This is a genomic window from Pedobacter miscanthi, from assembly GCF_032678605.1.
Taxonomy (GTDB): Bacteria; Bacteroidota; Bacteroidia; order Sphingobacteriales; family Sphingobacteriaceae; genus Pedobacter; species Pedobacter miscanthi_A.
In genome coordinates this window covers 41,586-61,564 of sequence record NZ_JAVTSU010000021.1, presented here as the reverse complement: position 1 = coordinate 61,564, position 19,979 = coordinate 41,586, and the positions used below count along the sequence as shown (strand labels likewise).

The 19,979-nt window shown below is 40.8% G+C and carries 18 protein-coding genes; 10 read left to right on the top strand and 8 right to left on the bottom strand.

The features are described 5' to 3' along the window. The first annotated feature begins 45 nt into the window (after positions 1 to 45). The gene (locus R2R28_RS24470; RefSeq protein ID WP_316828283.1) at positions 46 to 462 is read left to right on the top strand and encodes a hypothetical protein; all 417 of its coding nucleotides are present in this window, start codon (positions 46 to 48) and stop codon (positions 460 to 462) included. A gap of 173 nt (positions 463 to 635) precedes the next feature. Here R2R28_RS24470 and R2R28_RS24465 read toward each other — a convergent pair whose 3' ends face one another. The 4 genes from R2R28_RS24465 to R2R28_RS24450 form a co-directional block, all read right to left on the bottom strand. Continuing rightward, positions 636 to 2,996, bottom strand: coding sequence for a multicopper oxidase family protein (locus R2R28_RS24465; RefSeq protein WP_316828282.1), 2,361 nt, complete (start codon positions 2,994 to 2,996; stop codon positions 636 to 638). Positions 2,997 to 3,015: 19 nt separating this feature from the next. Then, positions 3,016 to 3,483, bottom strand: a complete 468-nt coding sequence (locus R2R28_RS24460) for a heme-binding domain-containing protein (RefSeq protein WP_316828281.1) — start codon at positions 3,481 to 3,483, stop codon at positions 3,016 to 3,018. 3 nt (positions 3,484 to 3,486) lie between these two features. Then, a complete protein-coding gene (locus R2R28_RS24455) occupies positions 3,487 to 4,029 on the bottom strand; it encodes a DUF3347 domain-containing protein (protein WP_316828280.1) in 543 nt (180 codons plus the stop codon). Positions 4,030 to 4,187: 158 nt separating this feature from the next. Further along, the gene (locus tag R2R28_RS24450; protein WP_316828279.1) at positions 4,188 to 4,595 is read right to left on the bottom strand and encodes a hypothetical protein; all 408 of its coding nucleotides are present in this window, start codon (positions 4,593 to 4,595) and stop codon (positions 4,188 to 4,190) included. A gap of 780 nt (positions 4,596 to 5,375) precedes the next feature. On the opposite strand from R2R28_RS24450, the gene R2R28_RS24445 reads away from it, so the two are divergent. The 4 genes from R2R28_RS24445 to R2R28_RS24430 are packed head-to-tail and all read left to right on the top strand — an operon-like array spanning position 5,376 to position 9,364. Further along, on the top strand, positions 5,376 to 6,692 hold the full coding sequence (locus tag R2R28_RS24445) for a gluconate:H+ symporter (protein ID WP_316828278.1): 1,317 nt from the start codon (positions 5,376 to 5,378) through the stop codon (positions 6,690 to 6,692). A gap of 1 nt (position 6,693) precedes the next feature. Then, positions 6,694 to 7,164 carry a RidA family protein gene (locus R2R28_RS24440; RefSeq protein WP_316828277.1) on the top strand — a complete coding sequence of 157 codons (471 nt, stop codon included), beginning with the start codon at positions 6,694 to 6,696 and terminating at the stop codon, positions 7,162 to 7,164. Positions 7,165 to 7,173: 9 nt separating this feature from the next. After that, the gene (locus tag R2R28_RS24435) at positions 7,174 to 8,286 is read left to right on the top strand and encodes a D-TA family PLP-dependent enzyme (protein ID WP_316828276.1); all 1,113 of its coding nucleotides are present in this window, start codon (positions 7,174 to 7,176) and stop codon (positions 8,284 to 8,286) included. Between the two features lie 7 nt (positions 8,287 to 8,293). Further along, entirely contained in the window at positions 8,294 to 9,364 is a 1,071-nt protein-coding gene (locus R2R28_RS24430) for a dipeptidase (RefSeq protein ID WP_316828275.1), read from the top strand. A gap of 445 nt (positions 9,365 to 9,809) precedes the next feature. On the opposite strand, the gene R2R28_RS24425 is transcribed toward R2R28_RS24430, so the two are convergent. Beyond that, positions 9,810 to 11,216 (bottom strand): hypothetical protein, encoded by a 1,407-nt coding sequence (locus R2R28_RS24425; protein WP_316828274.1) that lies wholly within the window; start codon positions 11,214 to 11,216, stop codon positions 9,810 to 9,812. Between the two features lie 365 nt (positions 11,217 to 11,581). Between R2R28_RS24425 and R2R28_RS24420 the strand changes: the two genes are divergently transcribed. Beyond that, positions 11,582 to 11,971, top strand: a complete 390-nt coding sequence (locus R2R28_RS24420) for a RidA family protein (protein WP_316828273.1) — start codon at positions 11,582 to 11,584, stop codon at positions 11,969 to 11,971. Between the two features lie 75 nt (positions 11,972 to 12,046). On the opposite strand, the gene R2R28_RS24415 is transcribed toward R2R28_RS24420, so the two are convergent. The 3 genes from R2R28_RS24415 to R2R28_RS24405 form a co-directional block, all read right to left on the bottom strand. Further along, complete coding sequence (locus R2R28_RS24415) at positions 12,047 to 12,979, bottom strand: patatin-like phospholipase family protein (RefSeq protein ID WP_316828272.1); 933 nt, start codon at positions 12,977 to 12,979, stop codon at positions 12,047 to 12,049. A gap of 1,196 nt (positions 12,980 to 14,175) precedes the next feature. Beyond that, positions 14,176 to 14,421 carry a hypothetical protein gene (locus tag R2R28_RS24410; RefSeq protein WP_316828271.1) on the bottom strand — a complete coding sequence of 82 codons (246 nt, stop codon included), beginning with the start codon at positions 14,419 to 14,421 and terminating at the stop codon, positions 14,176 to 14,178. 22 nt (positions 14,422 to 14,443) lie between these two features. Then, a complete protein-coding gene (locus tag R2R28_RS24405; protein ID WP_316828270.1) occupies positions 14,444 to 15,346 on the bottom strand; it encodes a class I SAM-dependent methyltransferase in 903 nt (300 codons plus the stop codon). A 160-nt stretch (positions 15,347 to 15,506) separates the two neighbouring features. Between R2R28_RS24405 and R2R28_RS24400 the strand changes: the two genes are divergently transcribed. The 4 genes from R2R28_RS24400 to R2R28_RS24385 all read left to right on the top strand — a co-directional run bounded on the left by R2R28_RS24400 (position 15,507) and on the right by R2R28_RS24385 (position 19,796). After that, positions 15,507 to 16,082, top strand: a complete 576-nt coding sequence (locus tag R2R28_RS24400) for a sigma-70 family RNA polymerase sigma factor (protein ID WP_316828269.1) — start codon at positions 15,507 to 15,509, stop codon at positions 16,080 to 16,082. After that, entirely contained in the window at positions 16,079 to 17,554 is a 1,476-nt protein-coding gene (locus R2R28_RS24395) for an outer membrane beta-barrel protein (RefSeq protein WP_316828268.1), read from the top strand. The genes R2R28_RS24400 and R2R28_RS24395 overlap by 4 nt, the downstream gene beginning before the upstream one ends. Before the next feature lie 398 nt (positions 17,555 to 17,952). Beyond that, positions 17,953 to 18,576: a sigma-70 family RNA polymerase sigma factor gene (locus R2R28_RS24390; protein WP_316828267.1), complete on the top strand. Its 624-nt coding sequence runs from the start codon at positions 17,953 to 17,955 to the stop codon at positions 18,574 to 18,576. Between the two features lie 47 nt (positions 18,577 to 18,623). Beyond that, positions 18,624 to 19,796 (top strand): FecR family protein, encoded by a 1,173-nt coding sequence (locus R2R28_RS24385; RefSeq protein ID WP_316828266.1) that lies wholly within the window; start codon positions 18,624 to 18,626, stop codon positions 19,794 to 19,796. Positions 19,797 to 19,979: the final 183 nt, after the last annotated feature.

Sequence of the window (19,979 nt, the reverse complement as noted above, 5' to 3'; positions counted from 1 at the left end):
TAACCCGGGAAGCGGCTAATGCTTCCCGGGTTTTATTAAAAATTAATGCAGGGGATTAATAGAAGCCAGCATGAGCATTTAAAAAGCCTGCTGATCAAACTGGAAGAAAACCTTAAACTCGAAAAAGCTTGTCCGTTGGACGAAGATGGCCATCAATTACTTGCCGAGCTTGAAACCATTCAGTCTAAACGTTTACAGATGCAGGCTTTATACATCGAATACCTGAAAAAACTTGCTGATATTGAGCTGCACATTGCGCATTATAAAAGGGCCTATAACGATGTAAACATCAATTTTGTAAGCAGCAGGATCAGGAAACTTAATAAAAGTGAAAGGCTAAAATGCTTTAATTTTGCCTTTTATTTCAAGCTTGTACCACTGTTAGCTAAACCTGATGGAAGCGGCACCGATTTTTCATCGGTACAGCGTACAGCAGGACCAGCCGAACCGAAGCACTGCTGACACTGTTTTCCATATCCTTTTAATAAACTTTTCTATCTCTCCATATTTCGGCGGCTCACCCAACACCCATAAATCATCTTAAGTGCACTCAGTTGGCTTAGGTTGTGAAAAAACATAAAGCGGTATTTAAATATGGACCACCTGAGCACACCTGGGTTGGTACAAGGACGATATTAATAATTAAAAGTTAATCCGCCTCCAAGGCCCATGTCGCTATCATAATGCGTAGAAAGTGCCATGTATTTCGTTAATATATATCGGAGCCCGGCCGCATATTCTTTATCGGTATTTACCATAAAATTTGCACGTAAACGTTTAGAAACCTGTATATCTTCTCTCCCCAGTTGAAACCTTAATTTTCCGTTACCATCAATCCTCGCATCGGCAACAATCAGCATAGGTAGGGTGTAAGCGATACCTGCAACAATGGTTTTCCGGTTTTCTTTGTTACTGATTTGCCCGAACATATTGCGTTCATCACTTCCGAAAATGTTTTTTTCATCAGGATTGAACTTTTTATAGTGGTAATCGAAGCCCACATAAGGGAACAACCACTGGTTGCGGCCGACATATCTGCCGAGCATGGTTTCACTTTCATACCCCATCATGGCGTTTGTGCCTAAGTGCCACATGGTATTGAGCGACCAGCGCGTTTGTGCCAGCATCAGTTGACCATCGCTGCCGCTGCTTTCTATGCCTACGCGGCCCATCAGGTGTGGCATGCGGTCATCCCAGAAAAGTTTGCGCTGAGCCAGTTTCGGATCAGGTACATCTGGGTTTGGAGGTGAGTTCTCATAACTGAAAACCCTGCCCATACCACTCATCATGTGGTATAAAATATGGCAGTGGAAAAACCAGTCACCTCCGTTTTCTGTAGCCGCAAATTCGATGGTATCCCTTTCCATAGGCATAATATCGAGTACGTTTTTCAGGGGGGCATAATCGCCCTGTCCGTTAATTACCCTGAAATCGTGTCCGTGCAGGTGCATGGGGTGGCGCATCATGCTATTGTTATATAAAATAATCCTCAAATTTTCTCCCTTTTTAATCAGGATTTTGTCCGATTCTGAAACCGTTTTATTATCCAGTGTCCATACATAACGGTTCATGTTGCCGGTAAGGTCGAATTTTAACTCCCGGATCGGGCCTTTTGGTAAAACTGTTTTTTTTGGAGCGCGCAACATGTTGTAGTTCAAGGTAACGATATTGGGCGTTTCATCATCCATATTCATGTCGCCCATATCCATATCGTCCATTTTTTTGGGATTTTCTGACCCGGTAATTTCCGGGTACATCACCATATTCATGTCCATCACCTGGTTCTGCATTTTCATGCCTTTCATTTCTACCATGTTGCCATTCATGTCCATCATGTCGTTCATCATCTTCATTCCGGCAAAATATTTTAGCTTCGGCATTTGTCCTGCAGGCACTTTTTCGCCCTTTCCAAGCCATAAGGAAGCAGATTTTGTCCGGTCTTCTGGCGTGACCAAAAACTCATAACTTTTATTTTCGGGGATGGTCACCACCACATCGTAAGTTTCGGATACCGCAATAATCAAACGATCCACCTCAACTGGTTCCACATCATTTCCATCTGTTGCTACTACCGTGATTTTTCCACCGGCATATTTAAGCCAGAAATAGGATGATGCACCAGCGTTTGCAATTCTTAACCTCACTTTATCGCCCGCTTTAAACTGTGGTTGTACATTTTGATTTTCTCCGTTGATCAGGAATTTATCGTAATACACATCGCTAACATCCATGGCGTTCATCCTTTTCCACTCGTTGGCCACTTTCGTTTTAAAATTACCGCTTTTAACAGCCTCTGCATAACTTTGTGTGGTGCCTTTTTTAATCGAAAACCAATCGGATGCTGCGTGTAAACTTCGCTGAACTTCCATTGGGTCCATATTTGTCCATTCGCTTAGTACGAGTGGAATGGAAGGAATATCCCATTCTTTGCGTTTTTTGATGATAAAAGCGCCATACATGCCAATTTGTTCCTGCAAGCCCGTGTGGCTGTGGTACCAGTGCGTTCCATTTTGTATAATCGGGAATTTATAGAGGTGCGTCGCACCCGGTTTTATCGGCATTTGCGTCATATTCGGCACACCATCATAACGGTTTGGCAAAAAAAGACCATGCCAGTGCAGCGAAGTTTCTTCCTTTAACTTGTTGTGTACGTAAATTTCTGCGGTATCGCCCTCGGTAAAGGTAAGGGGAGGCATCGGGATGCTGCCATTAACGGCAATGGCATGTTTGGGTTTGCCGGCATAAGTTACCGTAGTATCCGCAACATATAAATCGTAGCGAACGGTTCTTGGAGGCACGTTCGAGGTGATTGTTTTTATTGGGCCAAGGTTTGCTTTTGCCTTTTTAATGTTTTCCATCGTACCGGATTGATCACCCATATCCATGCCCGCCGTTGCTTTGTCTTTTTCTTGCTCTGGCATTTTCATTCCTTTCATCTCCTGGGCAAAAGCGCCCGGCGAAAAGAGGATTAAAATACTGAATATTATATTTTTCATCTTTCGATATTTATCTTTTTTAAAACTGATTTTTTTCAAGGCCCTCCCTCAATGCTGCTATCCAGGCGATAACCAGTTGTTTTTCATCTTCGCTTAAAATAGCACCCTTATGGATCAAGGTGTATGATGTAATGGGCATGGTACCATCTTCCAGACTGTTTTCAATTGCACGGAGTTTACTCATCTTTTTTCGCGTGGTATATTCCTTAAAGTTTCCAAAATTGAGTTGCGCTTTTGCAGCCTCAATATGCTTATTAATGTACCAGTTAACCGGTTGTATTTGAGCATACCAGGGATATTTGGTATTATTGCTATGGCAATCGTAACAAGCCTTTTTGAGTATTCCGGCTACTTTAGCAGGTATAACCACAACTTTCGAAATATGGTTTGGCATATCCGACGGATTACTATTTTGGGCAGGCCTGTAAAACTGGGCCGCTATCATGATTAATAGCAGCCCGGTTAAGGCTTTTTTAACGGTAGTCATCTGCTAATGCAATGTCTCTTTAATTGAGCCACAGGTAGACATTGATTTTCCGAAATAAGGATTTTTAATCTCTTTAACCTCACTAAGCCAAATGGCGCCTTTACCTTTATTGTACATAGGGCACCTGTCAACGTAAATTTCGCGGTCTGTACCCAATAATTTGCTGATGTCGTAGATATCCTTGCTCAGCATATCGAAATGTTCACGTTGGTGAGCAATTTTACCTGCATTTAATCCAATATGCTCCGCATGCTCCTTAGCATCACTTTCAATATTGGTATAGGTTTTGCGTTGCGCGGGTGTAAGTTTAGATTGATCAAAATCCTTAAATGCTTTTACCAGTTCATTTCCGGCTGCGGAAGCATTTTTGCCATTATCCGTACTAAGGGCATTTTTTAATTTGAGGTAAGCATCTATAATCGCTGTTGCACTGTTTTTAGGTTCCTGATCTACTATAAGATTATTTGCCTGTTTCTCTGCTGCATTTGAACTGTAAGTATTAAGGAAAAATAAAGAGAAGGCTAGACCGTATAAGAAAGTTTTCATGTTTTTTGTTTTTAAAAATGATTTGTATTAAGATTTATAATTTTTCACGCAGATTTAAGGAGATAAAAAGCGCAGATTAGCCGGAGAAATATTTATTCCTCTAAATCTGCGTCCCTTTTCTGCGAAATCAGCGGGAAACAAAAGATGTGATCTTAATATTATATCTGAAAACTTTGTATAGATATCCTGATATCAGGATGTGGTGGACGGTAAAGGTGCTGATCAACCTCTTGCTGATCTGCAATAATAATTTCTATTTCCGGAATAAAAGCGAAGCTAAAACCAACCGGAATCAGCGCAGGTACTTTGAGGTTAACCTTTACATAATCGGGTAGGAGCTTGCCTTGGCCCAGAAAATCGTTAACCAGGTTTTTACAGCAGGAATCTTCTTTCTCTGTTATTTTTAAATTAAGGTGTTTAGAAAGATCAATGCCTGTTTCGAGGTGATGTGCATGATGTTTATGGCCATGTTCATGTCCTTCGCTCTCCATGGTTATGGAACAGCCAAAACCTATCAAGGTATTGAGCATAAATACAAAGAGGAAGAAAATTGCCTTAACTTTCATATAAGCAAATGTAAGCCGGCCTGAATAAACAGGTTTACATAATTCTGCTAAAAGTTTATATGATTTTAGTAAAGGCTGCAATCATTAATTCGTCATTGGTAGAGGTTAGCATTTTTTAAATACATTGGAGGTTTAATAACAGCGCCTAGAATCGTCATTGCCAGCTCGACTGGCAATCGTAATGCCTTGGTAGGGGTTGCAGGTTGCATTAAGATTAGCTTCGCTGAGCACTTCGTGTGGACATATCTTTTTTAAATTTTTGTGGCGTTATGCTAGCTTGCTTTGAAATAACATCTTACTGAAGCACGCCCGTCAATCCCCAGGGCGAGGAAAATCAAAAAAACAGGCGTACAGCAGTACAAATGGCACTATCAAACCTAAAACGCAGCGGTTTTGTGTTTCATGTTTGCAAAAACTTTTCACCCAGCCCTAACAAACAAAACAATTGCCACTGTTTTTTTTGATGTGTATGGGGATGGTGTAAAAGGCCCCTTGCTGGATTGACAAATCATTTTTGCATACTTTTGATGCCTAAAAAGTTTGATGCCTTGCGACATAGGAGCAAATAAAACTACTCTAATATTTGTGTCCACACAATAGGCGCAGGCGGGAATGACGACCATTCTTCTGTCATTGGTAACAGAGAGAAGAATCTTATTGTTAGAGATCCTTCCTGCGTCAGCATTGACAGATTATCAATAGATGTATCAAAATATTCACTATTTTGCATCCTATCATCTAAAGAAACAGTGCGGTTGAAAAATAGTTAAAATTTAATAAATGACCATCCTCATCGTTTTCTGCTGCATTGCACTATTGATTTTAATGATCTCCTTATTTAAAATCAATGCGTTTCTGGCTTTTCTGATTGTTTCTGTACTTGCGGGGTTGGCTTTAGGTTTACCATTGCTAAAAATTGCTGGTGCGGTTGAAAAAGGAATCGGAGATGTTTTAGGTTCTTTAGTAATCATCATTACCACAGGTGCCATGTTGGGCAAACTGGTTGCCGAAAGTGGCGCCGCTCAAAAAATCGCCCAGGTAATGATGGCTGTGTTTGGCACTAAACACATTCAATGGGCTATGGTAATTACAGGTTTTGTAATCGGCATCCCGCTTTATTATGGCATTGGTTTCGTGCTGATGGTTCCGCTAATTTTCTCTGTAGTGTACCGATATAAGCTACCAGCGTTGTATATCGGTTTGCCTATGCTTGCTGCTTTGTCGGTTACGCATGGTTTTTTGCCACCCCATCCATCGCCATCGGCTTTGGTGGTGCAATTTAAAGCTAACATGGGACTTACCCTATTTTACGGATTACTGGTTGCCATCCCTGCAATTGTAATCGGTGGACCGCTATTTGCCAAAACGCTAAAAAATATCCCTTCCACACCAATGACCTCGTTTAGGGCAAAAGAATTGCCAGAAAATGAATTGCCGGGAACATTTATCAGTTTATTTACAGCGCTGTTACCCGTTATTTTATTAGGCCTGGCTTCTTTTTTACCTTTACTTTTAGATCGAAACTCAGCCATTATACCTGTTATTACGTTTTTGGGTCACCCTTCTATCGTCATGTTGATCGTACTCATTTTGGCGAGCTATTTTCTCGGGATTTCGAAGGGAAAGAAAATGGATTACCTCTCGGGTATTTTTGGAGACGCCTTAAAAGATATCGCCCTGATTTTATTGATTATAGCTGGTTCGGGGGCTTTAAAAGAAGTTTTAACCCAAAGTGGTGTGAGTAAAGAAATTGCCGGCTACCTGCAGCAATTATCTGTTGAACCCTTATTTTTGGCCTGGCTAATTGCAGCACTGATCCGCTTTTGTGTGGGATCTGCAACGGTTGCCGGCCTCACCACAGCAGGTATGATTGTACCCTTGATGGTAGCTACCCATACCGACCCGAATTTAATGGTTCTGGCCGTTGGTGCTGGCAGTTTAATGTTTTCGCATGTAAACGATGCCGGGTTTTGGATGTTTAAAGAGTATTTTAACTTAAGTTTAAAAGATACTTTCCGCTCCTGGGCATTAATGGAATCAATTGTGGGTACAGCAGGGCTTGCCGGCGTACTTTTACTTAAAATAATAATAGCTTAATATGGAAAATTTAACTGCAGATGCCCGTTTCGAAAAACTTGGACTAAACCTTCCACCAGCCCCTGCTCCCCTTGGTGTATACAAACCTTACCTTATTGATGGAAAATACCTGTATTTGAGTGGTCACGGTCCGGTGAGAGATGATAAAAGCCTCATTATTGGACGTATCGGATCAGATATGGATCAGGATGAAGGTAAATTTGCCGCCAGGCAGGTAGGCTTAACCATGTTATCGACCATTAAAACCAATTTGGGTAGTTTGGACAAAGTAAAACGGGTAATCAAGGTGCTGGGCATGGTAAACTGCACGCCCGAATTTGAGAAACATCCATTCATTATTAATGGCTGTAGTGAGCTTTTTGCAGAAGTTTGGGGAGCAGATAACGGAATAGGTGTAAGGAGTGCGGTTGGTTTCGGCTCATTACCCGATAATATCCCCGTGGAAATCGAAGCCTTGTTCGAACTATACTAAACCTCCGTTATGTTAGAAAAACAATGGTATCATTTAAATGATCCTGACTCTGTTGAATCGCCGGGTTTGGTTTTTTATGCAGACAGGATTAAAGCAAACATTAAGCTGCTGATTTCGATGATTGATGGTATTAGCCGTTTACGTCCGCATGTTAAAACGCATAAATCAGCTGAGGTGAGTAAGCTGATGATTGATGCAGGCATTTCAAAATTTAAATGTGCTACTATTGCCGAAGCAGAAATGCTAGGCCTTTGTGGTGCAAGCGATGTATTGCTTGCCTATCAGCCTGTTGGGCCAAATGTAGAAAGGTTTATGGCCCTTCAGAAAGCATACCCGGGCACCCAGTTCAGTTGTTTGGTTGATGATGAAAAAGCTGCACTTGCATTGGCTTTAACTGCCCAAGCTAATGGAGTAAAAGCCAGCATTTTTATGGATATAAATGTAGGCATGGATCGTACAGGGATTTTACCCGGAAAAGTGTTAAGTCTCTATACAAAACTTAATCAGCTTAAAGGTTTATCAATTAAAGGTTTGCATGCTTACGATGGTCATATTCATGAAAGTGGTTATGGCGTTCGCACTGAAAAAGCAAAAGTAATTATTGAACAATTACATGCTTTAAGTGAAGAAATTCAGTCTCGATTTAATCATCAAGCAATTATTGTTGCCGGAGGAACACCAACTTTTACCATTTACAATACGCAAACCACTTTTGATTGCAGTCCCGGAACTTTTGCCCTTTGGGATAAAGGTTATCAGGATGCTTTTGAAGAACAGAAATTTAATACGGCTGCTTTGGTCGTTTCGAGAATTGTTTCGCTGCCCGAAAGTAACCTCATCTGTTGTGATTTAGGGCACAAAGCCGTGGCCGCAGAAAAACCGCTCGATAAAAGGGTAGCTTTTTTAAATGCGCCAGAACTTATTGCTGTAAGCCAGAGTGAAGAACATTTGGTACTGGATGCCGGAGAAAATCACCCATACCAAATAGGCGATATGTTGTATGGTTTGCCCTACCACATCTGCCCAACTGTGGCACTTTACGAAAATGCGCTTGTGGTTTCTGAAGGAAATGCCAATCAAAGCTGGAGTATCATTTCCAGGAAAAGAAAAATAACGATATAAAACCGATATGTTTACGATAGATGCCCATCTGGATTTAAGTATGAATGCCTTAGAGTGGAACCGCGATTTAACCCGCCCACTTTCTGAAATCAATACACGCGAGCAGGGCTTAACAGATAAACCCGACCGTGGCAAAGCTACCGTATCATTGCCCGAGCTCCGCAAAGGTAATATCGGTTTGGTGGTGGCTACACAGATTGCAAGGTTTGTAGCGCCCGATAATCCATTGCCAGGCTGGCACTCTCCCGGGCAAGCCTGGGCACAAACCCAGGGACAACTGGCCTGGTATAAAGCCATGGAAGATGAGGGGGAAATGATGCAGGTTAACAACCTGGACAGTTTAGAAAAGCACCTTAATTTATGGGCTACAGATTCGCCAAATGAAAAAAAACGGATCGGTTACATTTTAAGTTTGGAAGGGGCTGATTCTATCGTACATGTTGATTACCTGCAACAGGCTTATCATAGTGGTTTAAGGGCCCTCGGACCGGCACATTATGGCCCGGGAAGATATGCCCAGGGTACAGATGCCACTGGAAAACTACGTGAAGGAGCTTATGGGCTGCTTGCCGAAATGGAAAAACTTAATATTATCCTCGATGCCACCCATTTATGCGATGATAGTTTTTGGGATGCGCTTGATCATTTCAATGGCCATGTTTGGGCTTCGCACAATAACTGCAGGGCTTTGGTTAACCACAACAGGCAGTTTAGTGATGATCAGATTAAGGCATTAATTGCCCGCGGTGCAGTAATTGGTGCCGCCCTTGATGCCTGGATGATGGTGCCCAACTGGCAGAGGGGGATTTCTACACCAAAAGGTATGAGCTGTAACCTCGAAGTAATGATTGATCATATCGATCACATTTGCCAGCTCGCAGGTAATACCAACCATGTGGGAATCGGTTCTGACCTGGATGGCGCTTTTGGAAGAGAGCAATGCCCTTATGATTTAGAAAGCATTGCCGATCTGGATAAAATCCCTTACCTTTTCGAAAAACGTGGCTATAGCAAAACAGATGTAGAAAATTTAATGCATGGCAACTGGATCAGGTTTCTGCGTAAGGCCTGGGCCTGAGTGCTTTGAGTCTTTAGTATCGGTAATTAAGGGGTTTTAATCCCAGATGCGCGCGGATAAACACGGATTTTATATCTGTGCATCTTTTTATAGATAATTATGTTTTTATAATCAGTGATTAACTTAATGATATTGCCCATCGTCCCTACGGAACGTTTGGTGGTTTCCGTTAATAGTAGCCGTTATTTTGCCCGTTAAACCCGATTGGAATGAAAGCCCGCATCCCGATTCTTTCATCGGGAGAGGACTTGTAATGGAAAGCGGGACTAACACCTGATTGAAATGCAGGTATTGCTTTTCAAAAAAAAACAGATAATTCATTAAAGTGAAGAGACCCCCGTCCTGCGGACACCTTCCGAAAAAAACCGAACTCTAAGCGTGTAGAATGAGAACAACGACCAGGAACTGCTCAACTCTTAAATTCCCGGTCGTTAGTTTTAATTTTTTATTGTAACAGTCTCCACTCGCTAAATTGAAGGTCTGTGCTTCCGTTATTAGCGGTGATAAACAATTTATAATATTTGTAAGCCGTTGTATTACTGATTAATATTTTCCTGGTTTGCCTCCTCAAACTAAAAGTTTGATTACTGCGAATATCAAGCTGCGTAAAGTTTACATTATCATTTGATCCCATTAATTTCCAGCCTTTAGGGTCGCGGTCTGGCGCATCGTTACCTGCTGTAATGGTATAACCTTTAACCGCCTGACTTGAAGGGAAAGTAAGCTGCGCCCAGAAAGTAGTAGGGTAGCCGCCCAAAAAGAACTTGGTATTGTAATAACTATCGGCCAGTTTCGAAGAACCTTCAGCTGCAGATGCCCCGCCAGCGTTTTCATTGCTTACACTTAATGCTGCCGAGCTGGTAATATCTTTGAGGTAACTTACACCCGGGAAAGCTGTTTTAGCTGTATTTAGTTGGCTAGTCCAGTCATTTCCTTGCTCATCCAGTGTGCCAAAGGCACTTAAAGCAAGTGGTTTAAGATCCATGCCCGTTGCACCGCTCCAGAAATGTATAAATTCACCATAGTTCATCGATCTCGAAAAACGCGTAATATTGCCCTGTCCGTTATTTACCGTTTCTTTAGGGAAATATTGCGCCAATAAACTAAAATACTTGTTTAAAGCAGTAGCATCGCCCTGTTGACTATACATAGGGAAAAACCAATCCCTGAACCAGTAAGTTTGTGCACGGGGGTAATTTTCGGCACCATTGGCCACCAGGTTGTACCAGCGTTGCACATCGGCTGTTCGGTTTAAGCCAACATACACATCGTAAATGTAAATTTCCATCCATTTGCTGTCGTGCCAGATGCCAAATGCAGGCGAGTTTAATACATTTCTGGATGCGCCTTCTACAATATGACCAACTTCGTGTGTTGTGATATCGAGATCGTTGCCTGTGCCCGAAAGCCATGCGCTGGTGCTCGAAGAGCCTACATCGATAACATTGCGGTAATCGTGACTGGCATCCATATAGGTGCTCGGGTGACCTCCGCTGTACTTGCCGGTATGGAATATTGCCCACAAACGCGAATCAGGACCAAATGAACCATATTTGCTTTTGGTATAGTTCCAAACCTGTGTCAGGTAGGTGTTTGGCCAGGTAACAGTATTGCTTACATCATTGTCGTGGTAAACCACAATGCTTGTATCGTGGTAAAAACGTTGCAAAACTTGCACATGGTCAAACCAATGTTCCTGCCAGGTAAGGGGAGGTTCGGCCAACAGGTTGGTGTTTGCCAGGGCAGCAGGCTTTTTTAAAAGCTGTTCCTGTTGTTGTTCCAGCTCTTTTTTCTTGCAGGAGAGGCTAAGAAAGATCAGGATGCCTGGGATGAGGATTAATCTGTGTTTCATAAAGGTTTTTTATTTTTAGGTTTGAGTTGATTTCCTAATAATTCCGGCCATCCCTTTTTTTGACATCTTTCGCGGCCATAATCGTTTTAAAACACGTTTTTAGCATAATTAAAACGTTTTAGTAATTCGGTTAAAAATTAATCCACTTTTTAGATGGATCAATAATTTAAGTTAGCATTTTTAAGTAAAAAGACGTATTTGTAATTTAAATATTACAAAAAAGACAAGGGTGTTTTTTGGTGAATTGTATCTGTAATGGTATTATAGGCTGTGATCAACCTCACTTTAAATTCGTGCGGTTTGTCAACGGGTGCTTCCGGTAGCTATCTATAATTTTGTGCTGTTAAATTAAAAACACCAATAAGATGGAAAAAAGAATCATTAATCCCTGGCAATGGCAGGATCAAAGAAGTTATGTGCAGGCTGTTGAAGTAAAAAATGTAACAGGTACTTTATATATATCTGGTCAAACGGCCATTAATGCTGAAGGGATCTCGAGTGATGCAGATATGAAAACGCAATTGATCCAGGCCCTTCAAAACCTCGAAACTGTAATTGCAGAGGCTGGTTATGCATGTAGCGGTATTGTAAGGCTAAATATTTATACCACGGCTACAGCAGAACTTTGGCCACACTTTAATATTTTTCAGGATTGGATCGCAAAACATAACATCCGGCAATCATTAACCTTACTGGAAGTGAAAAGTCTTTTCGAAACCCTAAAAGTAGAGCTGGAGGCTACAGTGGTGAAGTAATTTATACTTATCATTTCGATCTTTATACCTTGACATTAATCCCCGGTCTGTGTCCTCACAGACCGAAAACATTGATTACCTGGTTAGTTTTATCCCGGTATCAGGCTCAACCGCCAATACATGTGTGGTACAATCTTTTGCTTTAAACAGGTCGTATCCTTCCTGCCACCAGGTGGTCATTTCCTGTTTGTTAAAAACAAATGAATGGGTGGTAAGCTCACGGTTGATGAAATAAAAATTAATTTTTACGTTTTTGCTTGCAGTTTGCAGTTTCGAGATAATCAGGTCGTCGTTTGCGATCTGGTTGAGCATAAAATCGCTGGTACGGGCAAATACCTCAATGGCGTTTTGCAAAGGAGGATTGTTATAAACTGCTTTTTCCTGTCGAAGCACAATGGTGTCGATTTCGGTAGCGCCTTTTATAATGGCTTCCTGTACCGGAATAAGGTTTCCGAAACCCCCATCTGCATAATCGTTGCCATTTTTCTGGTAAAGGCTCATTAATGGCGCCAGATTACATGAAGCCCACATCCAATCGCAAAAATCTTCATAAGTACAATCATTGCTCGATTTGTATTCGATCAGTTGAGTGGTTAAATTGGCTACAGTAACCACTACTTCCTTGCCAAGGGCTTTTATAGTTTCAAAATCTTTACGCTTAAAATTGTTCCTGATTAAATTTCTTAAACCAGTGCTGTCGCCAAGGGTTTTTTGCCGCTTAAAAAACTGGGCAATAATCCCGAAATGGTTCATGCGCAGCTTTACTTTTCCATTTTTGTATTTAACAATAAACGGGCAAACGGTAAAAATATCAGATTGCGAAATGGTCGTATATAGCTTTTTAATCCGTGCCACATCGCCAATGGCTAAAAAGGGAATCAGGAGGCTACCCGTTGAAGAACCAACAAAGAGCTCGTAATTGGTTTCACGGTAATGAATAAGATATTCTGCTACACCACCGGCAAAAGCACCTTTACTGCCGCCACCCGAAATAACCAATGTCTTCATGTTTTGATCCTTAGAAAATTATGATCAAATATAGTTGTTTAGGACGAAGTCTTAATTATAGTCCCTGGCCTGAGTCCAGAGTCTTTACTCCTGTTTGTATTAAATAATGATTAGTCTGCTCCTGAAGCAACTTGTCGTCCTTGGGGGTGATGATATTGTATAAAATCAATACGAATGACAGATAGGTTTCTTCTACAAAATTCTCCTGATTTACCTTCATTTCGAGCGGAGTCCAGCGAAGTCGAGAACCACGGAATGCTCAGCGAAGCTAAATCTGCCTCGGGATAGATGCTCCCCCGAATATTCGGCATGTTCGAGTCGAGATGACTACGCTTTTTATTAGAGTCTGTCAATGATCGAGCTTAGCATTTTGCAAATAGATTGGAGGTTTAATGAAAGTGCGTAAAATCGTCATTGCCAGCCCCGACTGGCAATCGTAATGCCTTAGTAGGGGTTGCAGGTTGCATTACGATTCCCGCCTGCGCGGGAATGACGACCATTCTTTAGAATCTGTCATTGATAGCGTTTAGCATTTTTCAAATACGTCGGAGGGTTGATGACAGATATACACGAGTCGTCATTCCCAACTTGATTGGGAATCTTAATGCCTTGACAGGGCTTGAAGTTACATTAAGATTCCCGAAGGATCCTATCGTGTGGACACAAATATTAGATTAGTTTTATTTGCTCCTATGCCGCAAGGCATCAAACTTTTGAGGCATCAAAAGTATGTAAAAATGCTTTGTCAATCCAGCAAGGGGCCTTTTACACAATCCCCATACACATCAAAAAAACAATGGCAATTGTTTTGTTTGTTAGGGTTGGGTGAAAAGTTTTTGCAAACATGAAACACAAAACCACTGCGTTTTAGGTTTGATAGTGCCATTTGTACTATTGTACGCCTGTTTTTTTGATTTTTCTGGCCCTTGGGATTGACGGAGTTCTTCGGTTATGGCTGGATTATTTCAAAGCAAGCTAGCATAACGCCACAAAAATTTAAAAAAGATGTGTCCACACGGTAGGCCTGGGTGGGAATGACGACCAATTTTTTAAATCTGAAAATGGTAAAGTAGTCGGAGGATCTTTTGCGATGGATGTTAGGCAATATAGACCTCTCCATTCCGTTGCACTCCGGTCAAGAGGACGAATTTTCTTTTGAAGCTTGGCAACCATAAACCCAATATGGAGTTTCCTTTCTATAAATACCTCACATGTTTTTTATCTTTTCCCTGGTTACGCCCTTTTGTTAAAAGGTAAATGCCAGTGAATAAAAGTATTGCAGCTAAAGTTAAACCCAGTGCCATGGGCAAAAATGCTGTTGCCGCATCAAAAAAGGCCTGCCAGTTCAAATTTGTATGTAATAGGTAAATCACTAAAAAGAAAGCCAGAAAGGTAAGGCCGGCATAAAAATATAGCATTCGGGATGTGGTGTTAATTTTCATGTTTGGTACTGGTTAGCGGGATTTAATTTAGGTAAGGATTTTTAGGGATATAGACCATGCGGTAGCCGCTTTTTTTTAGAAGCGCGATGGTATCGCGATCAGGCAATTGTTTAAAAATAACAGCAGTTAATACTTGTGCAGGCATTGCCCTCAATTTAACCATTACATCAAAAAAGAATTTCTTCATTTTAATCATGATAAATTTGCTGTTATGCGGTTCAGTTGAAATGGCCTCAGCTCCTTTAAACCAATAATTTGGATTGATCTTTTTAAATGCGACCATAGGTAAGCCTAAACCGGCGGCCAGTTTTTCAAATTCCCTTTCGGAAACTTTGTATACAAAATTTCCGACGGGTTCGAATGAAAAGCGGTTTTTCCACAACTTATTTAAGATTTGCCCATGGTGGGTAAAAACATTTGTCAGCATTAATAACAGGGGCATTTTAATAACCGGATCCTGAGGTTCCATCACCACTACACCTATTTTAGCCACCCTGATCATTTCGTACATGGCAGCATAAGGCCTCGGGAAATGATGGTAAGATTCTTTGCATAATACAAAATCAAAACTATTGTCTTCCTGTGATAAATTTTCGGCATTTTCTGCGGCACAGGACTTAATAATTCCTTCTTTTAAGGCAATGTTTAAAAAGTCGGTGTTTAGGTCGGTTGCCAATGCCTCATTGCCCGAGTTTAAAATATACTGGGCATCAAAACCATAAGCATCTCCAACGGTAAGCCAACTGCGGTTTTTCTGGTTCAATAAAGGGTCGAGACAACTAAAGAATAATTGTTGTAACCACTGCGCAATATTATTTTTATCAGCAGCTTTTGCTTTTTGGTATAGGTTGGTTTTGGCATTTTCGGATGGAAAATGTTGGTTGTACCAACTGTTGTGTCTGTTATAACTTTCGTTTTGGAGCATAGAGCCGGGATTTAAATAAAATACGCAGCCCGGTTAGAAAACGCTTGGTCGAAAAAATAAACTTAGGACTGAAAAATAAATTAATTTTACCCAGCGTTTTTCCTGTTCGTTGCGTAACCCTAATACAACACGATGAAAAACCGCTTACCGAACCGAATGAATGAACCTTTTTTTTAAGCAGGATACCAAACTAATCAAAGGCTGCAAGGCCAATGAGCGGCAAGCACAAGAAGGTCTCTATAAGCTTTACTATGCTGATATGCTGCGAATATGTTTTCGTTATTTAAAATCAGATGACCTGGCGCATGATGCCCTGAGCATCGGGTTTTTAAAGGTTTTTCAGCATATCCATACTTTTGATGTAAAAAAAGGAGAATTTGGTGCCTGGATAAGGACAGTAATGGTACGATCGTGTATAGACCTGGGCCGTAGAGAGGCAAAGTTTAACGAAGTAGTAAACCCGGAAGAAATTGAAGAGATTTTTATCCAGCCGGCTGTGCTTGATAAACTTTTTGTAGAAGATCTTCTCCAACTCATCCGCCTGTTACCAACTGCAACGCAGTTGGTTTTTAACCTTTCGGTTATAGACGGTTACTCGCACAAGGAAATTGGAGCGCATTTAAATATTACCGAAAGTACCTCTAGATGGCACCTTACGGAAGCAAAAAAACAGTTGAGGAAAATGTTAGCTTCTTCAGCAATTGATAAACCAACTGAAAATACAAAAAGAAGATGAGAAATTCAGCATGGTATCATAAACTCTGGAGCAAGAAATTCGACAGCCTTCCAATTAAGGATACTGCAGATGCCTCGTGGGCGGGCATGCACAAGCTGTTAAATGAGCAACTGCCTGCTGGTACGGTAGGTGGTAATCCACCTGGTATATCAGCCGGAGCCAAATTATTTAAAATACTTGGGTACGCATTTTCAGCAGCCGTTACGGTATCTGCAGTGGTATATGTAACGGTTCCACACTCAAAAAGCACCAGGAAAGAAATCGTTAAAGAAAATAAGGGGCTGCTAACTGATTCTATACTTACCGATAGCAATAAAATAGAAAGCTATAGTAACCTTGTAGACAGTAACCTGATTAATAATCGGGATACATTAAATAACCTTACAGCACAACATGTGAACACTGATAGCAGCATAATTGTTGGAGACGAAAATAAAACTGTTGCAGGCGGAACAAAAAAAGAGGGCAATTATACTGTTGCTGGATTACATGCTGTTTCAACTTCAGGGTATCAGAATAGCAGCATGCAAAAAACGGATAGGAGTGGTGTTTTTGTAAATTCAGCAAGCCAATCTTCTAATGATCATTCTGCCGCTGCGGTAACCGTAAATTCTTTGTTTAAAAGTGCTAAGCTGCAATTAATGGCTCCAGGCAAATTTGGGCAGGAAAATGTATTTCAGAACGATTCTACAAATCACGCAAAAAACTTAACCACTTTACAACCTGTTATGCAGATTTATGCGAATGACAATGGTTTGAGAACTGCAGGCAGCACGGCAAAAAACAGGGATAAAAATAAACCAGCTGGTAACAATACCGGAAAAGTGAAAAAAACTAAACCAGCAAAAATCAAAGCGCCCAAAACCCCAAAAGCAAGTAATGAAGATGATGAGCCTAAATACAGTTACGGGATAACTGGCGGCATGAACGTGCAAAAAAGTGGCAGTAGTTTTTATGCAGGCTTGTTTGGTAGTTATGCCCTCAATAAAAAATGGCAACTTATAGCCGGTGTAAACATCAATAGTGCCCAAAAACTTGCCAGGGAGTTTACTCATCCAAGTTATTATCGCCCTGATTCATTACCTCCGTTTACAATAGCTGATGAAAGAAAGGTAATAGCGGTAGATATCCCCTTAGCGGCAGCTTACCGGTTATCAAAAAAAATAAGCATTAAGGCAGGGCCGATAATCGCTTTCTCCATCAAACAATCGGATGTATTTACCAAATTAAAACCAATAGCTGATCCACGTGATACTTTATATCATGGTAAAGCAGTTGATTCTGCATTGGTTAACACAGCAGCAAATAAAGTAAGTATTGGCTTTATGGGCGGCATTAGTGTACACCTTAAGCGATTCGATATTAACGGGAGCTACCAATGGTTAAAGCCAAACAAAATCAGCAATAGTTTAGGAACATCCAATCAAGCCAATCAGTTTTTTAAAATTGGGGTAGGGTATAGGTTTAAGTAGCGGTTGGCGCTGAAATATAGGCGAATTGCGAGGCTTCGTCATTTTGAGCAGACCCGATAGCTATCGGGTGTAACGTAGCCGTGAAATCTGTCTTGAGATAGATCTCTCCGCTCCACTGCGTTTCGGTCGAGATGACGCCCCTTTATTAAACACTGTTTACAATTAGCAGTTTTCAATTAAACAATCCAGGAATTGGTAGTTTCCCAATGAACGAGTGACTAATAAATCAATATTGTAATTCTACTTCTACAGGTTTTAATTAAAATTGCTGTGAAGTTTTATTTAAATTTTTGTTAAAATATTATTGCTATTGTCGATAATTGCACGATATTTATTTAATCTTAAACGTTTTAGCAAGCTCTCGGCTAAAAATAGACTAAAAAAGCAAATTTCAGGCGTTGAAAAAAGGAAAAGATCTAAAGACGGAGTGGGAAAAATTTATCTTAGAAGGAAATACTACGTCCTTTTACGATATCTATGCCCATTACCATGATTATTTTACCTACATCGGCGCAAAAAAAGGGGCAAGTGCCGAAAATATCAAAGATTGCATTAACGATCTGTTTTTATACGTTTATGAAAATAAGGAAAAACTAGGCCATATTACCAATCATCACAATTACCTCATCACTTCTTTTCTTCGTAAACTGTTCCGCAAGCAGCATTTTAGTGCCGAAGAAAGCCTGGATCTTTATGATCTGGAAGAAATGCCTACTTATCCTTCGGTAGAAACACAGTACATCAGGCAGCATACCAGCAACCAGGTTAGCCTTACACTGAAAAATTATATCGATAAATTATCTGAAAGCCAGTCGAGATTGATCTATCAGAAGTTTTATCTGGGTCTTTCGTACGATGACATTGCGATTAGTAATGGCATTGCTGTTAAAACCGCTTACAATACCATCTATAATGCGGTAGAAAAACTCAAAAAGATCATTGGTGAAGGCGATTTGGGTGCATTATCAATCGCAATTTCGCTACTTTCACTATTAATTTTAATTTTTTTTAAATTTCTATAGGTAAAATTTAAATTTCCTGCTCTATTCTCCAAAGTTTAATCAATTAAATGAGAGATCAAGACAATCTGCAGCTGTTAGAACAGGAAAGTTTTCTGAATTATTGTTTTAAAAGAAATGATCAGGATGTAAAATACTGGGAAGAATGGTTGTTGCAAAATCCACAGCGCAGGCAGGAAGCTGATCAGCTCAGGCAGATGTTATTGTTGATGGGCGATGAATCCAGAACACGGACGATAAGGTCCGATTTTGCCAGTCTCCAGAACCGGATTAACCGCTCCGCCAAAAGTTTAAAAGTAATCAGGTCTTCTTCATGGTTAAAATGGAGTATTGCTGCTTCCGTTTTGGTGCTGCTCAGCGTTGGCCTTCTGTTTTATATTGCTCAAAATAACAAAACGGCTAACCCGAAACTAGCCGATGTTGCTCCCGGAGGTAATAAAGCCACCCTGATATTGGCCAATGGTAAAAAAATTGATCTTAGCGGTGCTGTTAATGGTGCCATTGCCGATGAAACGGGCATTAAAGTAATCAAAACGGCAGAAGGAAAAATCATCTACGATTTATCGAATACCACAGCTGCTGCAAACGAACAATACAATACCATCGAAACGCCAATGGGTGGCCAGTATCAGGTAAACCTTTCGGATGGGACAAAAGTATGGCTTAATGCCGCTTCCTCATTGCGTTATCCAACTCATTTTAGTGGAAAGGAACGTAAGGTAGAATTAACCGGCGAGGGCTATTTCGAAGTCGCACATCAAAAAAACATGCCATTTAAAGTGGCCAGTGCAGGGCAAACCGTAGAAGTGCTGGGAACCCATTTTAATATTATGGCTTACCACGATGAACCAAACGTAAAAACCACCCTTTTGCAGGGATCGGTAAAACTATACACCGGTAATCAAAATACATTGCTAAAACCCGGCGAGCAAGCCTTACGTACTGGTAATCATATCCGCATTTCGGATGAAGTGGATATGGAAGATGTGGTGGCCTGGAAAGATGGCTATTTTAAATTTAACGAAAGTCTGGAAGGCATTATGTCGAAAATTTCAAGGTGGTATGGTGTTGAGGTTGTTTACGAAACCAAAACCGATCCGAACTTAACCTATTCGGGGAAAATATCACGTGGAAGAAATATCTCAGCAATACTTAAAATCATCGAATTTAACGGTGATGTCCATTTCAGGATAGAAGGACGCAAAGTATTTGTCACAAAATAAAACAAACAACTCATTATCCAATAAACCTAACCTAAACCAAACTAAAAGATGAAGAAATATCTACGACAGCAATATTAAGGTCAGCAATAAACCAGGAATACTTGTAGGTACTCCTGGCTAAGTTTGGCATCTATCCAATAATTATCAACTACTGCTGCAGGTACCCCCAGTTTCGAAGCCAGG